General features: G+C 61.3%; 14 protein-coding genes. 10 read left to right on the top strand and 4 right to left on the bottom strand.

Annotated features, from left to right (window positions below):
* Positions 1 to 71: 71 nt before the first annotated feature.
* From T370_RS0100680 to T370_RS0100655, 6 genes are all read left to right on the top strand, one after another.
* Entirely contained in the window at positions 72 to 1,169 is a 1,098-nt protein-coding gene (locus T370_RS0100680) for an adenine nucleotide alpha hydrolase family protein (RefSeq protein ID WP_029434396.1), read from the top strand.
* A 47-nt stretch (positions 1,170 to 1,216) separates the two neighbouring features.
* The gene (epsC, locus tag T370_RS0100675; RefSeq protein WP_016360809.1) at positions 1,217 to 2,116 is read left to right on the top strand and encodes a serine O-acetyltransferase EpsC; all 900 of its coding nucleotides are present in this window, start codon (positions 1,217 to 1,219) and stop codon (positions 2,114 to 2,116) included.
* Position 2,117: 1 nt separating this feature from the next.
* Entirely contained in the window at positions 2,118 to 3,869 is a 1,752-nt protein-coding gene (locus T370_RS0100670; protein ID WP_029434395.1) for an ABC transporter ATP-binding protein, read from the top strand.
* Positions 3,862 to 5,595 carry an ABC transporter ATP-binding protein gene (locus tag T370_RS0100665; protein WP_029434394.1) on the top strand — a complete coding sequence of 578 codons (1,734 nt, stop codon included), beginning with the start codon at positions 3,862 to 3,864 and terminating at the stop codon, positions 5,593 to 5,595. The genes T370_RS0100670 and T370_RS0100665 overlap by 8 nt, the downstream gene beginning before the upstream one ends.
* A 538-nt stretch (positions 5,596 to 6,133) precedes the next feature.
* Positions 6,134 to 6,433: an MGMT family protein gene (locus T370_RS0100660; RefSeq protein ID WP_029434393.1), complete on the top strand. Its 300-nt coding sequence runs from the start codon at positions 6,134 to 6,136 to the stop codon at positions 6,431 to 6,433.
* A 13-nt stretch (positions 6,434 to 6,446) separates the two neighbouring features.
* Positions 6,447 to 6,986 carry a methylated-DNA--[protein]-cysteine S-methyltransferase gene (locus tag T370_RS0100655; protein ID WP_005026376.1) on the top strand — a complete coding sequence of 180 codons (540 nt, stop codon included), beginning with the start codon at positions 6,447 to 6,449 and terminating at the stop codon, positions 6,984 to 6,986.
* A 15-nt stretch (positions 6,987 to 7,001) separates the two neighbouring features.
* On the opposite strand, the gene T370_RS0100650 is transcribed toward T370_RS0100655, so the two are convergent.
* From T370_RS0100650 to lipB, 3 genes are all read right to left on the bottom strand, one after another.
* On the bottom strand, positions 7,002 to 7,952 hold the full coding sequence (locus T370_RS0100650; protein ID WP_029434392.1) for a glucokinase: 951 nt from the start codon (positions 7,950 to 7,952) through the stop codon (positions 7,002 to 7,004).
* Between the two features lie 221 nt (positions 7,953 to 8,173).
* Entirely contained in the window at positions 8,174 to 9,109 is a 936-nt protein-coding gene (gene lipA / locus T370_RS0100645; RefSeq protein ID WP_029434391.1) for a lipoyl synthase, read from the bottom strand.
* On the bottom strand, positions 9,051 to 9,695 hold the full coding sequence (gene lipB / locus T370_RS0100640) for a lipoyl(octanoyl) transferase LipB (protein WP_029434390.1): 645 nt from the start codon (positions 9,693 to 9,695) through the stop codon (positions 9,051 to 9,053). The genes lipA and lipB overlap by 59 nt, the downstream gene beginning before the upstream one ends.
* Positions 9,696 to 10,116: 421 nt before the next feature.
* Here lipB and ppdK point away from each other — a divergent pair, with 421 nt between their 5' ends.
* Complete coding sequence (ppdK, locus tag T370_RS0100635; protein WP_029434389.1) at positions 10,117 to 12,765, top strand: pyruvate, phosphate dikinase; 2,649 nt, start codon at positions 10,117 to 10,119, stop codon at positions 12,763 to 12,765.
* A 255-nt stretch (positions 12,766 to 13,020) separates the two neighbouring features.
* Here ppdK and T370_RS0100630 read toward each other — a convergent pair whose 3' ends face one another.
* Entirely contained in the window at positions 13,021 to 13,956 is a 936-nt protein-coding gene (locus T370_RS0100630) for a LysR family transcriptional regulator (RefSeq protein WP_029434388.1), read from the bottom strand.
* A gap of 160 nt (positions 13,957 to 14,116) precedes the next feature.
* Here T370_RS0100630 and T370_RS0100625 point away from each other — a divergent pair, with 160 nt between their 5' ends.
* From T370_RS0100625 to T370_RS0100615, 3 genes are all read left to right on the top strand, one after another.
* Complete coding sequence (locus tag T370_RS0100625) at positions 14,117 to 15,784, top strand: FAD-binding protein (RefSeq protein ID WP_029434387.1); 1,668 nt, start codon at positions 14,117 to 14,119, stop codon at positions 15,782 to 15,784.
* Positions 15,785 to 15,865: 81 nt separating this feature from the next.
* Complete coding sequence (locus T370_RS0100620; protein ID WP_029434386.1) at positions 15,866 to 17,554, top strand: FAD-dependent oxidoreductase; 1,689 nt, start codon at positions 15,866 to 15,868, stop codon at positions 17,552 to 17,554.
* A gap of 179 nt (positions 17,555 to 17,733) precedes the next feature.
* Entirely contained in the window at positions 17,734 to 19,194 is a 1,461-nt protein-coding gene (locus T370_RS0100615; RefSeq protein WP_005026397.1) for an SLC13 family permease, read from the top strand.
* Positions 19,195 to 19,475: the final 281 nt, after the last annotated feature.

The raw sequence follows: 19,475 nt of genomic DNA, 5'->3' as shown, positions 1-19,475 counted from the left end.
TTGGCCGCCCTCCGGCGGGGTTGTCCCCCGGAATCAGGCTGCGGCCGCCGCGCCGCCGAACAAGGAACGACATGTTTCGCTATACGAACCACGTTTGCAAGAAATGCTTCCTCCAGAACGATCCCTTCCACAAGGTCACGCTCAATGAGGACGGCGTGTGCTCCCTGTGCGCCAAACCGGCCCCGGAAGAGGCCCGGCGCGATTGGGATGCGCTGGAAAAACGCTTTGCCGCCTATCTGGACCGCGTGCGCGGCACCCGGCCCTACGAGGGCCTGATCATGATGAGCGGCGGCAAGGACAGCGCGTATCTGGCGGATCTCCTGAAGGAGACCTACGGAATGCGGCTTCTCGGCTTCATCATCGACATCAACTATGAGTACCCGGAGACGTTCGAGAACGCGAAGACCATCGCCCGGAAGCTGGATCTGCCCTATGTCGTCTTCCGTCAGGAACCGGAGGCCATGCGCCGCTACTACCGCTTCCTGTTCACCGAGAAGGCGCTGCTCCAGCCGGACGGCGGGCAGGTGTGCACGTTCTGCGGGCGCTTCCTCATCCATTCGGCGTGCGCGTTCGCCCGGCGCATGGGCATCCCGCTGGTGTTTTCGGGGCACAACCCGGATCAGATTTTCCTCATGGGCGAAAGCATCCACAACACCCCGGAGCAGGATGTGCTTATCGAGTTTCTCATGGAAACGCTGTCCGAGGAGACGGGCAAGGCGTTGGCCCGCTGGCGGGAGAGCTACGGGGAGCCGGAGCTGCCGCTGTTCCCGGATTCCATCCACGTGGAGGGGACGGAACTGCTGTTCCCGTTCCAGTATTTCCCCTACCGCCCCGAAGCCATGATGCGCCACGTGCGCGAACGCCTCCAGTGGCTGCCGATCAAGCGGTTCTCCAAGACGTACATCGCCTCAGGGTGCCGCCTCGTAAAGCTGTGGGCGTACATGGCCTATCTCAACAATACCAACAGCTACGTCGATTTTGAATTCTGCAACCAGATCCGCAACGGCACGCTTTCCGCGGACACGGTGCGGCAATTCTACGAGCAGGCCGAGATTGATTACGAGGAGCTTGCGGAGCTCATTGCCGAGCTGGACATGGCCGGGCCCATGAAGGCGCTTTTGACCCCTTATGGAGAGAAGGCGGAAGCGCTGCTCCGGTTGCTTCCTTGACGCATTCCTTCTTCCGTAAACCGTTTATGATTCTGAAAGGATGTCCGATGAGCCAGATATTCCTGTCACCTTTTGCCATGCCTGAGCTTGACCGCGTGGTCGAGCAGTTGTGCGCCCCCTCGTCGCTGGAGGGGGTCTTCCACCGCCCGCTCCACGATGCGCCCATGCCTTCGCTGGACGTGCTGGGAGAAATCCTGTCGCGCCTGAAGATAGCCTTGTTCCCCGGTTACTTCGGCATGTCCAACGTGCGTATGGAGTCCATGCGCTACCATCTTTCCGCCAACCTCGATTCCATTTTCCGCAAGCTGGCGGAGCAGATCCGCTGCGGCGCGTGCTTTGCGTGCGCGGAATACGCGCAGGAGTGCCTTGAGTGCGAGCGTATCTCGCGGGAAAAGGCGCTTGAGTTCATCGAGCGGCTTCCGCACATCCGGCGTCTGCTCGCCACGGACGCAAGGGCCGCCTATCAGGGCGACCCGGCTGCGACCAGCGCGGGCGAAACCATTTTTTGCTACCCGTCCATCCTGACCATGATCCACTACCGCATCGCGCACGAGCTGTACCTGCTCGAAGTGCCGATCATCCCGCGCATCCTGTGCGAAATGGCCCACGCCATCACCGGCATCGACATCCATCCCGGCGCGTCCGTCGGGGAGGCGTTCTTCATCGATCACGGCACCGGCGTGGTCATTGGGGAAACGTGCGTCATCGGCAGGGGATGCCGCTTGTATCAGGGGGTTACGCTCGGCGCGCTGTCCTTCCCCAAGGGGGCCGACGGGGTGCTCATCAAGGGCATCCCCCGCCATCCGAAGCTGGAGGACGACGTGACCGTGTACGCGGGCGCGACCATCCTCGGCAACATCACCATCGGGGCGGGATCGGTCATCGGCGCGAATACATGGGTCACGCGGGACGTGCCCCGCAACAGTAAAGTCGTTTCGGGAGACTGACATGGAAAACACGAACAGCCTCGGCCTGCTGCTGTCCTTCGCGCGGCCTTGCCGCAGGCTTCTCGCCGCCTCGGTGGGCCTTGCCGTGCTCGGCGTGGCTTCGGGCATGGTGCCGTATTTCGCGGTATCATACATGATCGTGGATCTGTATGCGGGTACGGCGACGCCGGAAAGCCTGTTCCTCTTCGCCCTGATAGCCCTGTTGGGGCAGGCCGGGCGCGTGGCGCTCGGCACGGCGTCCACCGTGCTCTCCCACCGCGCGGCCTTCGCCATCCTGAAAGGCATCAGGACGGACATCGCGGCCAAGCTGTCGCGTATGCCGCTGGGCAACGTGATCGAGACCCCCTCCGGCAAGCTCAAGACGCTCATCGTGGATACGGTGGAAAAGATGGAGGTGCCCCTCGCGCACCTCATCCCCGAACTGACCTCGAATCTGCTCGTGCCGTTGTTCATGGCCGCCTACCTGTTCTGGCTGGACTGGCGCATGGCGCTTCTGGCGCTGGCCACGTTCCCGGTGGGGCTGTTTTGCTACATGGCCATGACCAAGGATTACGCGGAGCGCTACGCCACGGTTCAGGACGCGGGGAAGGGCATGAACGCCGCCATTGTGGAATATATCAACGGGATTGAGGTCATCAAGGCGTTCAACCAGTCCTCGGCCTCCTACGGGAAATTCGTAGTGGCGGTCAGGGCCAACCGGGACGCCATGAAAGACTGGTTCCGCGCCACCAACGGCTATTACGTCGCGGGGATGGCCATTGCCCCGGCCTCGTTGATCACCGTGCTGCCCGCCGGGATATACTTCCACATGAGCGGAACGCTGGACGCCCCCGCCGCGATCACCTGCTTTATCCTGTCGCTCGGGCTCATCCAGCCGATTTTGCAGGCGCTCGGCTACACGGACAGCCTCGCCATGATGGACAGCACCCTCAAGGAGGTTTCCGACTTGCTGGGCAGGCCGGAAATGGTGCGCCCTTCCAACTGCGTGCCGTTGCGCGGGCATGGGATCGAGTTTGATCAGGTGTCGTTCGCCTATACGGGGACGGGGCGGGAGGTCTTGCAGGATGTGTCTTTCAAGATCGTGGAAGGCGGCATGACCGCCATCGTCGGGCCGTCCGGCTCGGGCAAGTCCACGCTCGCCAAGCTGCTGGTCAGCTTTTGGGAAGCGGATCGCGGGCGCATCCTGCTCGGCGGAGTGGATGTCCGCAATCTCCCGTTGTCTCAGGTCATGCAGTCCGTCGCCTATGTCTCGCAGGACAATTTCCTGTTCAACGCCAGCCTGCGGGAAAACATCCGCCTCGGCAGGCCGGACGCCACGGACAGGGAAGTGGAAGAGGCTGCGGAGGCTGCCGCGTGCGGCTTCGTCAAGGCATTGCCCGGCGGATATGATACGCCTGCCGGGGATGCCGGGGCGCGCCTTTCCGGGGGCGAGCGCCAGCGCATCGCCATTGCGCGGGCCATGCTCAAGGACAGCCCCATCGTGGTGCTGGACGAGGCGACGGCCTTTGCCGATCCCGAAAACGAGGCGTTCATTCAGGAGTCGATCAGCCGCCTCGTCAAGGACAAGACGCTGGTGGTCATTGCGCACCGCCTTTCCACCATCGTCCGCGCGGATCGCATTGTGGTCATGGACGGGGGCCGTGTGTCCGCCGTGGGCACGCACGCGGAACTGCTGCAAACCTCGCCTTTGTACGGGCGACTCTGGGAATCGCATACCGGGGCACGGGATGCCGAAGGAGCGGAACATGATTGAGACGATCCGCAGGCTGCTCGATTTTTCAGGCCGTTGCCGCACGGATTTGCTGTGTGCCTTTGGCTACGGGGTGCTGTACTCCGTTTCGGAAGTCATTCCGGTGCTCGCCATCGTGGTGGCGCTGGAGGCCGTGCTGTCCCCGTCTGGCGGTGGCTGGTTCGCCGTTGCCGCGTCGGGCGGGCTTATGGGCCTGAGCGTCGCCGGGAAAATCGTATTCGGAAAGAGGGCCACGGAACGCCGTATGCTCGCCAGCTACGATATGTGCGCGGACAAGCGCATTGAAGTGGGGGAAATCCTCAAGCGCGTGCCGCTCGGCTATTTCAGCCAGAATCGGCTCGGTGAGCTGACAGCCACGCTCACCACCACGCTCGGCGAGATCGAAACCAACGCCGTGGCAATCCTCGACAAGGTGGCGAACGGCTTCGTGCACGCGGTGGCCATCACTCTGCTGATTTCGTGGTACGATTGGCACGCCGGCCTGATCACGGCGGCGGGGCTCGTGGTGTCCCTGTTCGTATACGGGGCCATGCAGCGGAAGGGCAGGAAGCTCTCCCCGGTACGCCAGGCGGCGCAGTCGAGGCTGGTGGCGGCGGTTTTGGAATATGTTCAGGGTATGGCCGTGGTGAAGGCGTTCGGGCTTGGGGACCGCTCCAACAGGGCGGTGGACGAGGCCATCGAAGCCTGCTGCGCCAGCAACACCGATCTGGAGCGTTCCTTCTCCACGTTGGCCGCAGCCTACCAGCTGGTGTTCAAGGTGGCGGCGTTCGGCGTGCTCCTCTCTTCGGGACTGCTGTACCTGAGCGGCGATATGGATCTGATCAAATGCCTGCTGCTCATGGTTTCGAGCTTCATGCTGTACGCGCACATCGAAATGATGGGCAGCGTTTCCGCGCTGTCCCGCGTCATTTCCGTAGCGCTGGATCGCATGGAAGCCCTGAAGAATGCCCCGCTTCTGGACGAGCGCGGGGAAGATTTCGTGCCGGAGTCCTTCGACATCCGCATGGAGGATGTGGTGTTTTCCTACGACGAGACGCGCCTCCTCGGAGGGATCAATCTTGTGATCCCGCAGGGGACGACCACCGCGATCGTCGGGCCTTCCGGCAGCGGCAAGACGACCCTGTGCAGCCTGATCGCCCGGTTCTGGGACGTGCAGGAGGGCAGGGTGCTGTTCGGCGGGCGCGACGTGCGGGAATACACCTGCGACGGCCTGCTGCGCAACATCAGCATGGTGTTTCAGAACGTATACCTGTTTGAGGACACCATCCTGAACAATATCCGCTTCGGCAAGCCCGACGCCACGATGGAGGAAGTCCGCGAAGCCGCGCGCAAGGCCCGCTGCCATGACTTCATCATGGCCCTGCCCGAAGGGTATGAGACGCCCGTGGGCGAGGGGGGCGTATCGCTTTCCGGCGGGGAACGGCAACGCATTTCGCTGGCCCGCGCCATGCTGAAGGACGCGCCCGTGATCATCTTGGACGAGGCCACGGCCAGCGTGGACCCCGAAAACGAACGCCAGCTTCAGGAAGCCTTTGAAGCCCTGACCCGCGACAAGACGGTCATCATGATCGCGCACCGTCTCTCCACCGTGCGCAAGGCGGATCAGATCCTCGTGCTCGACAAGGGGCGGATCATCCAGCGCGGGCGGCATGAGGAGCTTATGGAGCAGGGCGGCCTCTATGCGGACTTCATCCGCATCAGGGAACAGGCTGTCGGCTGGTCGCTGTGAGCTTGGGCAATGCTTGGAAGGGGTAGAAGCCTCCCCCCCGGTGAGCCGCCTTCTGTTTTATCTTTAAACGTAACTGGGCTTCCGCCAACCAAAGAGAGAAGGCAGACGGCCGAAAAGAACGCATGGAACCTCGCCCAGCGTGGACGGATAAGCCGGTTCCGGTTGAAGGGAACGGCATAAACGGGTTTGCCGGGCTTTTCGCTAACAGGGAAGAAGGGGCGATGCCCCCATCGGATAGGCAACGCGGGCCTGACGCGGCGCGACGTTGAAAATCTGATGGGGGCTTTTTTCGGGAAAATTTTCATTCTGTTAAAGTGTACGGTCCGTTACCTCCACCGGGAATTTGGAGCAGATCATGTCTCTCCAGTAAATAACGGGTACGCTGCTGATGTGTCGTAAACGTGGCAACCCGTAGCCCCCGATACGCTACCGGGTATTTGGTCGGCGTGGACAAAAAACGCAGATTGGTGGAGATTGAGGGGGTAAGGAAAAACGCCCTGTTCCCGTCAAGGGTAGGGAATATGCCGTGGGGTGCCGCATGGTACACAAGGATTTGATATACGAGATACTTTCTGTTGTTGAGGAAATACCGGAAGGGTGTGTTGCCACGTACGGCCAGATTGCGCGGCTGATCGGCAGGGACAAGAACTCCAGGCTGGTGGGAAAGGTCCTGAGCATGGCGGAATATTATGGTGACTATCCGTGTCACAGGGTCGTCAATCATGCGGGGCGTCTTGTACCCGGATGGCTGGAACAGCGTCTTTTACTGGAAGCGGAACAGGTCGTCATGAAGGACGACAGGCATGTGGACTTGAAAAAATGCCGATGGGATTACTGAAAAGGAGGGGACGGTGAACCGCATAACGTACCACACAACGCCCTTGGGACGGGTCATGCTTGCGGCGAAAGGCGATGCTCTTGCCGGACTCTGGATTGAAGGCCAGAAATATTTCGCGGATGGCTTGAAAGGGGAAGCCCGGGAACAGGACGATTTCCCGGTGTTCGTTCAGGCCAAGGAATGGCTCGATCGGTATTTTGCCGGCGAGAAACCTCGTATATCAGAGTTGAAGCTTGAGCCGGCAGGAAGTGAATTCAGGAAGGCGGTATGGGAAGCCCTCTGCCAGATTCCCTATGGCGAAGTCGTAACCTATGGGGAACTGGCCCAAAAAATGGCCGTGCTCCACAATAGGGAACGGATGTCCGCGCAAGCGGTAGGCGGCGCAGTGGGGCACAATGCCATTTCCATCATCATTCCTTGCCATCGTGTCGTCGGGGCTAACGGAAGTTTGACAGGCTATGCCGGTGGGATCGATAAAAAAATAAAACTGCTGACCCATGAGGGGGCATATTCGGAAAGCTTTTTTGTGCCGAAAAAGAGTACCGCCCCATAACCCACTGGTTTCGCGCTATGCTGTCATCCGCATCCCGAACCATGCCGATCCCCACAGCCCGCTGTTCATGTCGGTGAAACGGCGTACGGGGATGCGTTCGAGCAGCCTCCGGTGCGGGCCTTCATAAAAGGCTTCCCGGAAAGCGGCGCACTCGGTCACGAGGGGGTTGCGGAGGGCTATGCCGCCGGTGATGAACAGCCCGCCCGTGCAAAGTGTGGACAACGCCCAGTTCCGGCAGGCCCGGGCGTAGAAACGGGCGTACCAGCGCAGCGTCCCGGTTTCGCTCCCGAGCGCTTCGGCGGCGATTTCGTGAGCCTCCCGGCGTTCTCCGGTGAGAAACAGATGGAGCAGGCGAAGCCCGCGCCCTGACAGCACATCATCGCCGCTCAAGCAGGCGAGCCCGAGTTCCCGCGCCGCGAAATCCTGAAACGCCGCCTCCTCTTTGCCGATGAAAGGAAATATGACATGCCCTCCCTCGGCTGGAAGGGGGAGCCATGAGCCGTGGCTGTCCCGGATGAGCGAGGCCGTGCCCAGCCCCGTGCCTGCGCCGATAATGCCGATGGGCCCGGCGGGACGGGGGCCGGGAGCGCCGAGCACGCAATGGGCGCTCGAACCGGCTTCGGTCAGGCACGCGCAGGCTTCCGCCGTGAAATCGTTGATTATCCGGCAAGAGCGGATGCCGTACCGCTCCCCGGCGTCGGTCAGATCCACTTCCAGAGGCGCGTTGGTCAGCCGGGCTTTCAGCGGATCGGCGACGGGGCCAGCCATGCCGACGACGAACGCGTCGGCGGTGCGGGGATGCCGATCCAAGGCCGTTCCGCAGGCGCTGATGAGTGCGCCCGTGTCCGGGAGTTCCGCCGTTTTGCGCTTGCCCATGCGGTGCAGGGAGAGGATCCCCTTGTCCAGCGTGAACCCGGCAAAACGGCAATTGGTGCCGCCGAGATCGACGGCCATAATGTACGGCATGGGGGCCTCCTCTTGGGATTGCCGTGGCAACCCCGAAGCATAAAGGGAAGTATGCCAGCTGATGCGGGCCGGAGACAAGCGGGTAGAGAGTGCCCCCTGATGGGGGCGGGTGGGCGTCTCAAACAGGCGGGCACCCCGTAACGATACGGAATGCCCGCAAAAGAGGGCCTGTGGCGGGCTGAAATCTTCCGCAACGGGAGCCCCGGGTTGCTCGGGACCCTTTAGGGCTGTTCGCTGCCGCGCGGCTCCGCCGCTTCGGACGGCATGTGTTGCTGCCGGTTGAGCAGGGACGCGTAGGCTTGTTCCGCGTTGTAGCTGCTGCGGACCAGCGGGGCCGAAAAGACGAAGGGGATGCCCAGTTCCCGCCCCTTTTGGGCATAGCTTTCGAAGATGTCGGGATGGACGTAGCGCTCCACTGGGTGGTGCTTCTGGGACGGGCGCATGTATTGCCCGATGGTCACGATGTCGCATCCCGCGGCGGCGAGATCGGCCAGTACGCCGTGCACTTCCTCATCCGTTTCCCCAAGCCCGACCATCAGGCCGCTCTTGCTGACGCGCCCGGCTTCCTTGACGCGGCGCAGGAGCTCAAGGCTCTGCTGATAGTCGGCCTGAGGCCGGATGCGGCTGTAATGCGCGGGAGGGGTTTCCACATTGTGGTTGATGATGTGGGGCTCGGCGTCCATGACGGTTCGCAGGGCCTCGCGGCTGCCGCGAAAATCGGGGATGAGCACTTCGATGGTGGGGCAGGTTTCGCCGCTGTCCCGGATAGCCCGGATGGTTGCCGCGAAGTGGGCCGATCCGCCGTCCGGCAGGTCGTCCCGCGTCACGGACGTCACCACGGCATGGCGCAGGCCGAGGGCCGCCGCTGCCTTGCCCACGCGGGCGGGCTCTCCGGGATCGGGCGCGAGGATGATGCCGCCGCCGATGTTGCAGAAGGCGCAGTTGCGGGTGCAGGTGTTGCCGAGGATGAGGAACGTGGCGGTCTTGCGTGAGAAGCATTCGAACATGTTCGGACACTTGGCGCTGTGGCAGACCGTGTGCAGATCAAGCCCTTCCACGAGGGCGCGGGTATCGGAGAAGGTGTGGTTGCAGGGCAGCTTAACACGGAGCCACGGGGGGATCCGCAAAGAGGGTTTGGAATTCTCGGGTGCAGACATCTTTGACCTCCTGCATGGAAAGGGAATCGTCGCCGCACTCGCGGGACAGGGATGTGGCCTCGGCATCGTGGAGGCCGCACAGGGTAATGGCGCTGAAAAGGGAAAGATCGTTCCCCACGTTGAGCGCGAAGCCGTGGAAGGACACCCAGTGGCGCACGCACATGCCGAGCGAGCACAGCTTGCGGTTGCCGATCCATACGCCGGGGCGGCCTTCCCAGCGGGCGGCCTCGACCCCGAACGCGGCGGCGGAGCGGATGACGATTTCTTCCAGCGTGCGGACGAAACCGTGCAGCCCGTTCGTGCGCTTGCCGACGCGGAACACGGGATAGGCTACGAGCTGGCCCGGAAAATGGCAGGTGATGTTGCCGCCGCGATCTGTCTTGACGATTTCGACGCCGCGTGCCGCCAGTTCCGCCCGGCCGAGGAGCAGGTTCTCCTCGCCGCCGTGACGTCCGAAGGTGATCACGGGCGGGTGCTCCACCAGAAATAACGTATCTTCTTCGCCTTGCCGTACGCGCTCATGGCATTCGAGCTGAACGGTCAGCGCTTCGCTGTAGGGCATCACGCCCAGATCGACGATGTTCACATTGCCTTGCCTGCGTTACGTAAGTGCCGTTGCACGGAAACGGCCGAGGCCCGCCGCCCTTTCCATGCGTCTCCTAGTGTCACGGGATGACCTGCAATAATCCTCGTATGGTGTCAATATGCCCGGGCAACATCTTATCGGAGAAATGAAGGCAAGGCCGTTTTTATGTGCATGGAACATACGGCTGTATTCTTTCTCATAGTGCCCGGAGCGGGTTTCACGGTATGTATAAAAACGGATTCCGTCGGGGCATGATACGCATCGTGTCGCGTGATGGTTGCGGAAAGGCCGCCGGAAATGGGCCTGACGGGAACGGATGGTGCACGTTTCCGTTTTTTTTCGAAGTGATGTTGACCGAATGCGCCGTGTTTCGTATACAAAAAGAAAAAACCTGTCGTCTTCATCAATGAGGAGATCGCCCATGCGGTACGTGTATCTGTTTCATGAAGGCAATGCGCGGATGAAGGAGCTTTTGGGCGGCAAGGGGGCCAACCTTGCGGAAATGACGAACATCGGCCTGCCGGTTCCCTGCGGCATGACGATCACGACGGACGCCTGCCGGGAGTATTACAACAACGGCAAGAAGTTGCCGGAAAGGCTCGTCGAAGAGGTCACACGGAATCTGAAGGCCATCGAGGCGGAGGCGGGCAAGCGCTTCGGGGACGAGGATGATCCCTTGCTGCTCTCGGTCCGTTCCGGTGCGGTCTTCTCCATGCCCGGCATGATGGACACCATCCTGAACCTCGGCCTCAACGCCGCCACGTTCAAGGCGCTGGCCAGGCATACCGGAAACATGTGGTTCGCCTGCGACACCTACCGGCGGTTTATCCAGATGTTCTCGGATGTGGTCATGGAAATCCCCAAGGACAAGTTCGAGCATATCCTGCAGGAGCAGAAGGCCGCGCAAGGCGTCACGCAGGATCAGGAGCTCAGCGTCGAGTCGCTGCTTGCCGTCATCGATAAGAGCAAGGCGCTGTATCGGCAGGAAATCGAAGAAGATTTTCCGGAAGACGTGACGCGGCAGCTTTTCCTGTCCATTGAGGCGGTGTTCCGCTCGTGGAACAACCACCGGGCCATCGTCTACCGCAATCTGAACAAGATCGACCACAATCTGGGGACCGCCGTCAATATCCAGACAATGGTCTTCGGCAACATGGGCGAAGACTCGGGCAGCGGCGTGGCCTTCTCGCGCAACCCTTCCACCGGCGAGAGGAAGCTGTACGGCGAATACCTGATCAACGCGCAGGGTGAGGACGTGGTGGCGGGCGTGCGCACTCCCCGGCCCATCGCCGAACTCGGCGAGGATATGCCGGAGATTTTCGAACAGTTCCGGTCCATTGCCGAGAAGCTTGAGCGACATTACCGGGACATGCAGGACATTGAGCTGACCATTGAGCGCGGCAAGCTGTATATCCTCCAGACCCGGAACGGCAAGCGTACGGCGCAGGCGGCCCTCAAGATCGCGCACGACATGGTGGGCGAGGGGTTAATCGACAAGAAGGAAGCCCTGTTGCGCATCGATCCGGAGCATCTGGCCCACGTGCTGCACCGACAGATCGATAGTTCTGCGGACCTCACGGTGCTTGCCGCCGGATTGGCGGCCTCTCCGGGCGCGGCGTTCGGATCCGTGGTGTTCGACGCCAACGAGGCCGAGCATTTGGGACGTATCGGCTCCAAGGTGATTCTGGTGCGTGTGGAGACGACGCCGGACGACATCCACGGCATCGTGCAGGCACAGGGCATCCTGACCAGCCGGGGAGGCATGACCAGCCACGCGGCGGTCGTGACCCGTGGCATGGGCAAGCCGTGCGTGTGCGGCTGCGAGGCCATCAAGGTCGATTATGAGCAACAGCTGTTCACGGTCGGTTCGACAGTCGTCAGGAAGGGTGAGCTTATTTCCATCGACGGGACCACGGGGCAGGTCATTTTGGGGGCCGTGCCGTTGAAGGACCCGGAACTTTCCAAGGAATACCAGACGATTCTGGAATGGGCGGACGAGGTGCGGACGTTACAGGTCCGGGCCAACGCGGACACGCCGGAAGACGCGGAAAAGTCCCGCAAGTTCGGTGCGCAGGGCATCGGCCTGACCCGTACCGAGCACATGTTTATGGCGCAGGAACGGCTTCCCTACGTCCAGAGGATGATTTTGGCGACGACCACCGAGGAGCGCATGGGTGCGCTCCTGCCGCTCAGGATCATGCAGGAGAACGATTTTTACAGCATCCTCAAGGCAATGCACGATTTGCCCGTGTGCATCCGGTTGCTGGACCCGCCGCTGCATGAATTCCTGCCGAGCTTGGAAAAGCTGCTGGTCGAGACGACCGAGCTTCGGATACGCAAGGACAATCCGCAACTTCTGGAAGAGAAGGAGCGCCTTCTCGCGCAGGTGGTCAAGCTGCACGAGGCCAACCCCATGATGGGGCATCGCGGCTGCCGCCTTGGGATCACCTATCCCGAAGTCTACGAGATGCAGATGCACGCCATCTTCAACGCGGCGTCCCGCCTGACGCGGGACGGGTACACCGTGTTGCCGGAAATCGAGATTCCGCTGACCATCAGCAAGGCGGAGATGGAGATCCTGAAGGGGCGGTGCGACCGGATCGCCAGGGAGTGCATGGAGCTGCACCGCGTTTCCTTCACCTACCTGTGCGGGAGCATGATCGAACTGCCGCGCGCGGCCCTGCTGGCCGGGGAAATCGCGGAGTCGGCGGAGTTCTTCAGCTTTGGGACCAACGACCTCACGCAGACATGTTTCGGGTTCAGCCGTGACGACGCCGAGGGCAAGTTCCTCCCGGCCTATATTCACCAGCATATCCTGAAGGACAACCCCTTTGCCGTGCTCGACCGCGAGGGCGTGGGCCGTTTGATGCGGATTGCGGTGGAAGAAGGCCGTAAGACGCGGCCGGATCTGATGATCGGTATTTGCGGCGAACACGGCGGCGACCCCAGTTCCGTTGAGTTCTGCCACGAAATCGGTTTGGATTTGGTAAGCTGCTCGCCGTACCGCATCCCCATCGCCCGCCTTGCCGCCGCGCAGGCGGCCTTGAAGCATCCCCGCCCGGTGGGGTGAGTGCGTTTTTGAAGGAACCGGGGGGAGGGAAACCCTTCTGGAGAAGGGTTTCCCTCCCCCCGGACCCCCCAACCTTTCCTAAGACTTTCGACTGATGGGGAGGCGGCGCGGAGGGAGTTCGTCCCGGCAGGGAGAAGGTTTTCCGTTTTTATCTGGTTATACCTCTTTCAAGGTTTAGTTACTCTCTAAAAGGAGTCCCGGACGTATGTTCGGGGCTCTTTTTTTGTGTGCGGGTAGAAAGGAAGAGGAACGGGATTACGCGGGCAGGTTCGTTTTTGCCAGCTCTTCACGGATATTCTCGATGAGCCCTTTGGCTTGCGGGCTCAGGTGTTTGCGTTTGCGGACAAGGATGCCGTAGCGGACTGTGGGGAGGAATTCGTCCAGCGGATAGCTGACGAGAGGCCGCCAGTCCGTCCCGTAGGAGCTGGCCTTGAGGCACATTTCATCCATGATCGCCGCCCCTACGCCGTGGAGGACGTAGCGCAGCATCAAGTGGTAGTTGTTGACGCTGAGCACGGTGTTTTTGACGAAAAGGGTTGCGTCCATGTTTTCAAAGTAGGGTTCGCCGCTGTCGTCCATTCGTTCCGAGAGGAACGAAACGAAGGGCAGGCGTTCCAAATCGCTGAGTTTCGGTTTCTTGGGAAGGTGATAGGTGTTGTCCCGGTGGACGATGAGCAGGGGACGCGCTTGAAAAAGTTCTTCCAGTTCACTGTTCTCGGGAAGAACCGTAACTCCGGTGAGGCCGAAGTCCACCTTGGAGCTTTCCACGTCGTCAACCACTTCGTAGGTCAGGGCGCGCCTGATGCGGATGTTGACGTCGGGGTGCCGCTCCCGAAATCCGGAGATGATCCCGACAATTTGTGCGGCAAAGGGCAAATTGCTGGAAAACGTGACCGTCCCTTGCAGTTTTCCGCTCAGCGTTCCGACCTCTGAACGGAGTCCGCGCAACGTTTCAAACGTGTAAACAGTCCATTCAAAAAGTTTTTTACCCTCTGGAGTGATCCGGAGGCTTTTCTTGTAGCGATCAAAGAGGACAGTGTTGAGTTCCTCTTCCAGCGACCGGATCTGATAGCTGATGGTCGAAGGGTTCCTGTTCATCATCTGGGCGGCCCGGCGGATGCTCCCCGTTTGGGAGACGTAGTAAAAGCCTCGTAGCCATTGGAGGAAATCGCCGTTCAGCTCTTCAATCATGGCGGTCTCACTGTATGAATTTTTCGAATGATAAGTGTTTTTTTTCGATTTGACAATACAAGTGTTTTTGATGATGTTTTTTTCACAAAAGGAGGCGTGGGATGCCGCCGATCCTCGGCGCGGCCCGCCCCCGCAGCGAACCTCACAACAGGAAGGAACCATGAATACCTCAACTCATCCTCTCGGTACGCTCATCGAAACGGACGTGCTCGTCATCGGCTCCGGTGCGTCCGGCTGCGGCGCGGCTCTCGGCGCGCGCGAGCAGGGGTTGCGCGTCCTCCTCATGGACAAGGGCAAGTTGGAAAGCTCCGGCTGCATCGGCGGCGGGAATGACCACTATATGGCGGTCCTCGATGAGGAAGGCGTCGCGCACGATGCCGCCGAGGATCTGATCAAGTTCTACGCCAAGCCTTTGAACGGCTGGACCCCAGCCATGCTGCGCAACGGCTGGTACGCCCACATGAGGCCCATGCTTGAAAAGCTGGAGGCGGCGGGCGTCAAATTCGGCAGGACGCCGGACGGCCGCTACCTCCGCACGCAGGGCTTCGGGCAGCCGGGGACGTGGTGGGTGCACATCGCCAACGGCATGACCATCAAGCGCGTGATGGCGCGGATCGTCCGGGAGAGCGGGGTGGATGTGCTCGACCGCGTGATGGCGGTCAAGATCCTCACGGACGGCGGGAAGGCCTGCGGCGCGCTCGGCTGGAACGTGAGTACCGGAGAATTCCACATCATCCGTGCGAAGACGGTTGTGTCGGCGCAGGGCCGCTCCGCTACGCGCGGCACCGACAACTCCACGCACAATCCTTACAACGTGTGGATGTATCCCTACAACACCAGCGCGGGTGTTGTGCTCGGTTACGACGCCGGGGCAGCCGTGACGGAGCTGGATACCTACCAGCGCGCGACCATGCTGCCCAAGGGCTACGGCTGTCCGGGCATGAACGGGATCAACAGCTCCGGCGCGCACGAAATCAACGCCCTCGGCGAGCGTTTCATGGGCAAGTACGACCCCATGTGGGAAAACGGCGTGCGCAACAACCAGATTCAGGGCACCTTCCAGGAACAGCTCGAAGGGTCCGGCCCGCCTTTCTATATGGATATGCGGCATGTGGACGAAGCCGTGGTTCGCGAGCTGCAGGACATCCTGATGCCCGGCGACAAGGCCACGTTCGGCGACTGGGCGGAATGCACCGGCACCGACTTCCAGCACAAGCTTCTCGAAGTGGAAATCGGCGAACTGATCTTCGGCGGGACCATCGCCGTGAACGACCAGTTTGAGACGTCCGTGCCCGGCCTGTTCTGTGGCAGCATCTTCCTCTACTGTTCTGGCGCGATGTGCGGCGGGTTCGAGGCGGGCAGGCAGGCTGCATTGAAGGCGTCCGGCATGTCCGCGGCTGGCGCGGTGGACGAGGCTCTGGCCGCCCGCGTGCGTGACGAAATCTTCGCGCCGCTCGGAAACGAGGAGACGCTTTCCTATAAGGAACTGGAAGAGGCCGCCCGCAATGTCATGAATTATTACATGGGATTCCGCCGCTCCATGAGCGGCATGGCCCGCGCGCTGGAAAAGATCCGCTTCCTGTCCGATCAGGCTTCCCGACTGCACGCCGATACGCTGCGCGATCTCATGCGCTGCCACGAGGCGAAGGATGTGCTCACCATATGCGAGCTGGCCATTCAGGCCACCATGGAGCGCAAGGAGTCGGGGCGCTGCGTCTACCGCCTGACCGATTATCCCGAGATCAATCCCGAGATGGCGAAGCCGCTCCTGCTGATGCGCGGCGAGAATGGCCCGGTCTATCAGTGGGGCAAGGCCCCGCTTCTGTAAGGTTCATGGCGCGCCGTCTCCCGCAGGGGAGGCCGATGCGCGGATGTCGTCGAATGCGCCCTGAGCGCCAAGGAGTTTTTTATGCCCCCGAGATATAGCCGAGAAATCGAACAGCCCATCGTCATGGGCGACAGCCTCAAGGACCAGTTCCGCACGTCTCCCTGCGAGGTGTCCTGTCCTGCGGGAAACCCGATCCAGAAGATGCAGTCCCTTGTGGAAAAGGGGCGCTTTGGTGAAGCGTTGCGCTATCTGCGCGCCAGAAACCCGTTCCCCGGCGTGACCGGGCGGGTGTGCCCCCACTTCTGTCAGGCGAAGTGCAACCGGGATCGGCTGGAAGGCTGCGTGAACACGCGGGCGCTGGAACGCGCCGCCTACGATCACGCCCCCAAGGGCATCGAACCTTTCACCCGCGCGCCGGAAACGGGCAAGCATGTCGCCGTGGTGGGCGGCGGTCCCGCCGGGATGACGGCGGCCTATTTCCTGTCCCTCCTCGGGCATGACGTGGCCGTGTACGAATCCGGCCCCGTGCTTGGGGGGATTCCCCGCTACGCCGTCCCGGATTTTCGTCTGCCCCGCGACGTGGTTGACCGCGAGATCGGCTGGATACTGGAAACGGGTGTACGCGCCTGTGTCAACGTCACCGTGGGCAAGGACATTTCTTTCGCGGAACTGCGTGCTTCCTCGGATGCCGTTGTCGTCGCCACCGGCACGCCCAAAGAGAACGCCTTGCCCATACCCAACGCGGAATGCGGCCTCAAAGCGGTGGAATTCCTGCGCAAGGCCGCGCTCGGCCAGCGTCCCGACGTGGGCAGGACGGTCGTGATCATGGGCGGCGGAGGGGTGGCCTTCGACTGTGCGTTCACGGCCCGGCGCCTCGGCGCGGCCGATGTGCATGTGCTGTGCCTTGAGGCGGAAGGCGCCATGCGCGCCCCGGAAGAGGATCTGGAACAGGCCCGCCGGGAAGGTGTCCATGTCCATAACAGCTGTACGATGTCCGGCGTCCGCAAGGACGGCGATCGCGTTTCCGGTGTGGACTATTTCGATGTGCAGGAATGCCGTTTCGACGAACAGGGCCGCCTGTCGCTCATCCCTGTTCCCGGTGGGGAGCATGTCCTTGCCTGCGACACCGTGATTTTCGCCGTGGGCATGAAGACGGACCTCGGTTTTTTTGAGGGTGAAGTGCCGGAGTGTACTCCGCGCCAGTGGATTGTGGCGGACGCCGCCCAGAAGACGTCGCTTGAGGGTGTGTTTGCCGCGGGCGACGTGGCTTCGGGGCCGTCGTCCATCGCAGGGGCCGTCGGGGCAGGGCGCAGGGCCGCTTTCGGCGTTCATGCCTACCTGACCGGGGAAAACTCCAGAGTCTATATCATCAATGAAGAAGGCCGGATCGAGGCGCGCGACCGCCTCGCCGCATCTCAGCCTCCCTATGTGGTGCCCTTTGAGGAAATCTACGGGGTGGCGCAGTACGGGCGGGCCGAACCGCAGCGTCAGGGCATCCGGGAAGGGCTGTCCTTTCGGGAGATCAACGAAGGCTACACGCCGGAACAGGCGCGGGACGAAGCTGCGCGCTGTATGCACTGCGGGCATTGCAAGGGGTGCGGGACGTGCGTGGACGATTGCCCCGGCTATGTGCTTGAGCTGAAGCATCTTGAGGAGCGGGATCGTCCGGAAGTGGCCTTTGGGGACGAATGCTGGCATTGCGCCAACTGCCGTACCAGCTGCCCCTGCGGGGCCATCGGCTTCTCGTTCCCGTTGCGGATGCAGGTGTGAGGACGCGGGGGCTTTCCTCATGAGGGAAGCCCCTGTTCCACGGGAAATGCTGGGGCGTGCCGGGGAATCGTGTCGAGCGGGGATGCTCCTTCTCTCTATGAGAAGACCGGTGCGCTGAGAGGTTCCCGCCTCCGTTTCTCCAGAATCGAATGTAACCGAATCGAAAGAAGGATGACGCCATGTCCGCGAATGCTCAGATGACGGCAAAAGGCGATGCCATGTATTATGTGCATTCTTTTCTTTGCCTGTTGATCATGTTCGGCTTTGGTCAACTGCCGCCTGTCGAGCCGTTGACGGCGCTCGGCATGAGGCTGATCGGGATTTTTCTCGGCCTGCTGTACGGCTGGATTTTTATCGACATCGTCTGGCCGAGCATGGCCGGATTGCTTGCGCTCATGCTGGTGGGCGGCATGAAGCCCGTAGCGCTGCTCAACCGCAGCTTCGGCGATCCCATCGTGGTGATGATGTTCTTCATCTTCGTGTTCTGCGCGACCATCAACCATTATGGCCTGTCGCGGTTCATCTCCTTGTGGTTCATCACCCGGAAGTTCGTTGCGGGCAGGCCGTGGGTATTCACCTTTACGTTCCTGGCCTCCATGTTCATCCTCGGCGGATTGACCAGCGCTTCGCCCGCCGCCATCATCGGCTGGAGCATCCTGTACGGGATCTGTGACGTATGCGGCTACAAGAAGGGGGACGGCTATCCGACCATGATGGTGTTCGGCATCGTCTTCGCGTCGCAGGTGGGTATGTCCCTGATCCCCTTCAAGCAGGCCGCCCTCACCGTGTTCAGCGCCTACGAGACCATGTCCGGCGTGGGGATCGACTACGCCAAGTACATGCTCATAGCGGCCTGTTCCTGTGTGCTGTGCTCGCTCCTGTTCATCGCGCTCGGCAAGTACGTGTTCAAGCCGGACATGGAAAAGCTCAAGAAGCTGGACGCGAGCAAGCTGGACACCGACGGCGCGCTCAAGCTGAGCAAGGTGCAGAAGCTCATCCTCTGTTTCCTCTTCGCGCTGGTCGCCCTGCTGCTGCTCCCGAACTTCCTGCCCGCCGACCTGTTCATTTCCAAATTCCTGAAGTCCATCGGCAACACGGGGATCTGCGTGTTCCTCGTCACCGTGATGTGTTTCCTCAAGGTGGACGGCAAGCCTTTGCTGAAGTTCAAGGCCATGATCGACTCCGGGGTCGCGTGGGGCATCATCCTCCTGCTCGCCGTGGTGCAGCCGCTTTCCGGGGCCATGGCCGCGCAGGAGAGCGGGATCACGAACTTCCTCATGATGATCGTCGAGCCGATTTTCGGCGGCAGTTCTCCCGTCGTGTTCGCGCTGTTCATCGGCTTTGTGGCCACCGCGCTCACGCAGGTCATGAACAACGGCGCCGTCGGCGTGGCCCTCATGCCCGTCATCTTCAGCTATTGTTCAAGCATGAACGTGGCCCCCGAGCTGCCGCTCATCATGGTCGTCATGGGCGTACACCTCGCCTTCCTGACGCCCGCCGCCAGCGCCAGCGCCGCGCTCCTGCACGGCAACGAGTGGTCGGATTCGGGAAGCATCTGGAAGACGGCACCCCTGGTTATCCTGCTGTCGTGGATAGCGATTGCGGTTGTGACCGTCGTGTTGGGCGGAGTGCTGTTCTAGGCATGGCCCCTCTAAGGCAATGAAGGGCGCCGGGGAGCTTTCCCCGGCGTTTTTCGTTTGGAAAAAAGAATGCGGAGGCAGTTTTTTCCTTTGTCGACATTGTATCGGAACTGTTCAGAGGCCATTGGTGATGGCAGAATATTTTTAGAACTTCTTTGGAAAGAGGAGGATAGCGCATTGCCTCAGATGGACGGTATCGGGAGAGTAAGGGGAAATACGTTATGAATGGCACGGGGTCGTTGTTTTTCGATGGAAAATGGAAAAGAAAGCGTTCTTTAAAT

The sequence above is a fragment of the Bilophila wadsworthia ATCC 49260 genome, from assembly GCF_000701705.1.
GTDB classification, from domain to species: Bacteria; Desulfobacterota; Desulfovibrionia; order Desulfovibrionales; family Desulfovibrionaceae; genus Bilophila; species Bilophila wadsworthia.
Note: the sequence above shows the minus strand (reverse complement) of the source record. Positions and strands in the feature narration are given on the sequence as shown.

Excerpts from the sequence above, each read along its gene's own strand:
- ppdK (WP_029434389.1), top strand. The coding sequence starts at position 10,117 with ATGCGGTACGTGTATCTGTTTCATGAAGGCAATGCGCGGATGAAGGAG.
- T370_RS0100660 (WP_029434393.1), top strand. The coding sequence starts at position 6,134 with ATGGTACACAAGGATTTGATATACGAGATACTTTCTGTTGTTGAGGAA.
- T370_RS0100620 (WP_029434386.1), top strand. The coding sequence starts at position 15,866 with ATGCCCCCGAGATATAGCCGAGAAATCGAACAGCCCATCGTCATGGGC.
- T370_RS0100650 (WP_029434392.1), bottom strand. The coding sequence starts at position 7,952 with ATGCCGTACATTATGGCCGTCGATCTCGGCGGCACCAATTGCCGTTTT.
- T370_RS0100680 (WP_029434396.1), top strand. The coding sequence starts at position 72 with ATGTTTCGCTATACGAACCACGTTTGCAAGAAATGCTTCCTCCAGAAC.
- T370_RS0100625 (WP_029434387.1), top strand. The coding sequence starts at position 14,117 with ATGAATACCTCAACTCATCCTCTCGGTACGCTCATCGAAACGGACGTG.
- T370_RS0100670 (WP_029434395.1), top strand. The coding sequence starts at position 2,118 with ATGGAAAACACGAACAGCCTCGGCCTGCTGCTGTCCTTCGCGCGGCCT.
- T370_RS0100665 (WP_029434394.1), top strand. The coding sequence starts at position 3,862 with ATGATTGAGACGATCCGCAGGCTGCTCGATTTTTCAGGCCGTTGCCGC.
- T370_RS0100615 (WP_005026397.1), top strand. The coding sequence starts at position 17,734 with ATGTCCGCGAATGCTCAGATGACGGCAAAAGGCGATGCCATGTATTAT.
- epsC (WP_016360809.1), top strand. The coding sequence starts at position 1,217 with ATGAGCCAGATATTCCTGTCACCTTTTGCCATGCCTGAGCTTGACCGC.
- T370_RS0100630 (WP_029434388.1), bottom strand. The coding sequence starts at position 13,956 with ATGATTGAAGAGCTGAACGGCGATTTCCTCCAATGGCTACGAGGCTTT.
- lipA (WP_029434391.1), bottom strand. The coding sequence starts at position 9,109 with ATGTCTGCACCCGAGAATTCCAAACCCTCTTTGCGGATCCCCCCGTGG.